The organism is Oikeobacillus pervagus, assembly GCF_030813365.1.
GTDB lineage: Bacteria > Bacillota > Bacilli > Bacillales > DSM-23947 > Oikeobacillus > Oikeobacillus pervagus.
Genome location: NZ_JAUSUC010000094.1, coordinates 1 through 3,347, shown reverse-complemented (window position 1 = coordinate 3,347; position 3,347 = coordinate 1). Strand labels below are relative to the sequence as shown.

General features: G+C 34.2%; 4 protein-coding genes. 2 read left to right on the top strand and 2 right to left on the bottom strand.

What is annotated here, in order from left to right; translation table 11 throughout:
- Positions 1–331: 331 nt before the first annotated feature.
- The gene (locus tag J2S13_RS16625; protein WP_307258961.1) at positions 332–553 is read right to left on the bottom strand and encodes a hypothetical protein; all 222 of its coding nucleotides are present in this window, start codon (positions 551–553) and stop codon (positions 332–334) included.
- A gap of 535 nt (positions 554–1,088) precedes the next feature.
- A complete protein-coding gene (locus J2S13_RS16620; protein WP_307258960.1) occupies positions 1,089–1,235 on the bottom strand; it encodes a hypothetical protein in 147 nt (48 codons plus the stop codon).
- 529 nt (positions 1,236–1,764) lie between these two features.
- Here J2S13_RS16620 and J2S13_RS16615 point away from each other — a divergent pair.
- A complete protein-coding gene (locus tag J2S13_RS16615; protein WP_307258959.1) occupies positions 1,765–2,172 on the top strand; it encodes a hypothetical protein in 408 nt (135 codons plus the stop codon).
- Between the two features lie 228 nt (positions 2,173–2,400).
- On the top strand, positions 2,401–3,087 hold the full coding sequence (locus J2S13_RS16610) for a hypothetical protein (protein ID WP_307258958.1): 687 nt from the start codon (positions 2,401–2,403) through the stop codon (positions 3,085–3,087).
- The last annotated feature ends 260 nt before the right edge of the window (positions 3,088–3,347 follow it).

The window sequence follows — 3,347 nt, the reverse complement described above, 5'->3', positions numbered from 1 at the left end:
GTCTATCATATAGGGGACACCTCTTCTGTATGGTAGTGATTTCTAGTCAATCTCACTATACCAAAGATTGAGGTGTTTTTTTATTTTAAAAAAGGGTGTCAAGCAATAAAATGAATAGACTTTAAACTCAATGCAGCCAACATTTAGCCCCCATTATTTTGGTGCGAAAGTTGAGTAATAATTTTTAGCAATGCTTTTTGCCCCTTGTTCTTCCATGAAATTACATCCAATTAATATAAGACTTAGTGTAAAACCAATATAATTAGAATAGGATATTTCATGTCTCCCTCCCAACCGATATAACTCCTTTTAAGTAAAGAGAGACACTGACCTAAAATATGCGTGTTTTCTCTCCGTCAATATGTTTCGGAATATCCGACAATTCAATTAATTCTTTCAAATGGATAGACTTTTTACTATTTGCTTCTATCGTTATCCTATATGGACCCGCTAAATTCATCAGTGACTCCATTCGTACTCCATCTTCCATGAAATAGGAATCCAGAAATTCCAATTCAAACGATACATCTTTACAATTTCGATTATGTAACACAAAATTACATTCCCCATTCAATAAGTCTTCGCTCACATACTCAAAATTGCAGTTGCCATTACCATCGTATGAAATGGCCGTAATGCCACTTGCTAACGTTTCTTGGTATATCGTAATTAGAATATTGGGTAAATTGCATATGCAAACACAATTATTATAATTGTCCGAAAGCGATATTTCTTCATACCAATGAAAAATAAAATCATGGCGATTATAAACAAAATGGATCCAATTATACCAAGAGGAATAAGTCCGTCTTGATTGTGGATTGGAAACGACATGAATGTGGAACGTGCTTCTAACATTACGTTATTAGGAAACGGGAAATATAAATGCATACATATACCTAAAATAACAACTGAACAAATGAGTGCCACTTTACTTCTTATCATCATATCCTCCTCTCTTTTTTTACTGCCCTTTTTAAACCAAGATAAAAAGTCCTTCTTTCATTATCGTTTCTTCAACTATTCTGACCGCTATTGAAAATGCAACTGCACATTCTAATGTAAACATTCCTATTAGTTTAACTTTCTTAGAAAAGCCATTCAAATAACACTGCTAAAAGGTATAGTGGTACTCCGACAATAAGCATTCCCGCTAAAAGATAACAGAGGCTTGTGATTAAAAACTTAAAAATATCATAGATTGCCCCAGCTAAGTCATCAACAAACTTTAACAATATAACCTCCTCCAATCCGCTTGAAATTGGACTCTGTCCTTAAATCTGTGCAATGGGAAGAGACTAACCTTCTTTTACAATCACTCGTTAGACAATGATCACCCACTTTTATGTAATATCTCCACTATGCATCGAAAACATAAAAAATCTTCCTCATCGGTTAAAGACCACCCATCAAAAAAAGAACTCGCATGAAATACATCTAAAATACCTTTATTTTACCAAATTCAAGGATGTACTGTTGAGAAATTTTGACTAAAGACAATGGAGAGTATGTAATATACTGGAATATAGAAAGAATGATATATTTAGAATAAAAAGATGGACTGGATTGAGACTCAATGAAGAAATTTTCTTTAAACGAAGCGATTTTGAAAAGAATGTGCCAGGTGAGGCTGCTTTTACAAATACAGACTTAGTAGAAAGGTTTAAGCAATCTACCTTTCATCATAAAGAATTTGAAACGTATATTCCTACGGCCATAAATAAAGCAATATGGTACGCAATTAAACGAAGTGGTAATTGGAATATGAAAAAAAGAGGGGCTTATCAAAAAAGAAATACTCCTTCTTCTAAGAAAGAAACAACTGTTCCAGCGTTTGAATCTGAAATTAATAATCCTATTTGCAATGAAGGGAATCCTCATTCTGTCTTTAAAAGAGAAGATTACATACAACATTTAAGCAAGAACTTATTTGGAGCATTAATGCTAAAAAAGGAAATCCCCGATGACTTTTTAAGAAAATATCATCTTAGTGCTAAAGGAATTGGAGATGACCTTTATTTTCTGACAGAAAGCTATTTTAGACAAAAAGGACTATTCAGAGGAAAACATAGCATGTCCGATTATATAACCCCTAACGCTAAGAAAGCCATTGAATCAGGTAATGTTTCAAAGAACCTGATTTATGAACACATGATACCGAAAAATCTTTAAATAAAGCAGATTTCGGAAATGACTTTAGTTGGAAAACTAACAGAGGAATTTATTTATGACCTTCTGATTAAGTATTACTTTGTTTGTACAGTTACAAAGCAAGAAGACAACCAAATTGCCATCTATTAAAATGTCTGATGATTGGGATGGGATAAATCCTTTTTACCGATATGAAAAGGCAGATATTCATTTTATGCCTAATAGAAAGGAAAATGCGGAGTGAATAACATGCGTTCTAAAATTGTACCGAAAGGAGCTGTTCCGACATTAGAATCAGATGGATGTATTACTTATGAAGAAGAGCTTCCATATCCAATTGTCCATTATCCTTCAAGGTTTGGTTCATTCTTTGGCTTTCAAGAAACTGAAAACGGTCCTGTATGCTATTGCTCATGCCAAAGAAAAGGTTTGGAAATATACCTTTCGAACGAAGAATTTAGTCAGTTTGGGGATATTTCTAAATCATTGCGTTTCAATATGGGAGAGGCTTTCATAAATACACTCCAATTCAAAGACAATTTATGCCATGTGTGTAATAAAGTCTGTCCAAACTATGGATATGGAAAAACACTAAACAGGACAAAATTCCATTCAATCTATGGACATTACATAAATGGATTAGCCTGTGGATATGGAATTGGTTCACGAGGGAGAATATATGCACCAGAACTTATTCCCTCTGATATAGTTCCTTACCTTATTACCCATTCATTTGATGATAAAAGGCTCGATGAAGAATCTTTAATAGATTTCTTACGTTATTGTGAAGATGTTATACGGATTCGGATGGGTTACTTTGCAATCGGTAAGAAGTGGACAACGGAAGTTAAACTTCTTGAAATCATAAGAAAACTTTATCCAAATTATACAAACCCTTGTCATTCCTGCCTTTCTTCCATTTTCCAATTTCTTTAGGCAAACATAAACTTACAATATTCCCCTGCTTTTTCCCCTGCCCTTTTTCGCTCTTTTTTTATGACTTTCTTTCTCTAAAACCCTTTATTTTCGGGGATTTCCCCTGCTTTTCTTCTGGTTTTATCAGGCTCATTTTCAGGTTTTTCCTCTGGATTTCTCAAACAAAATCGAGTAGGAGGCATGTCACCATGCCGTCCTCTCACACCACCGAACGTACGGTTCACGTATTCGGCGGTTCAACCTTTTAAGTATCTTTTCTC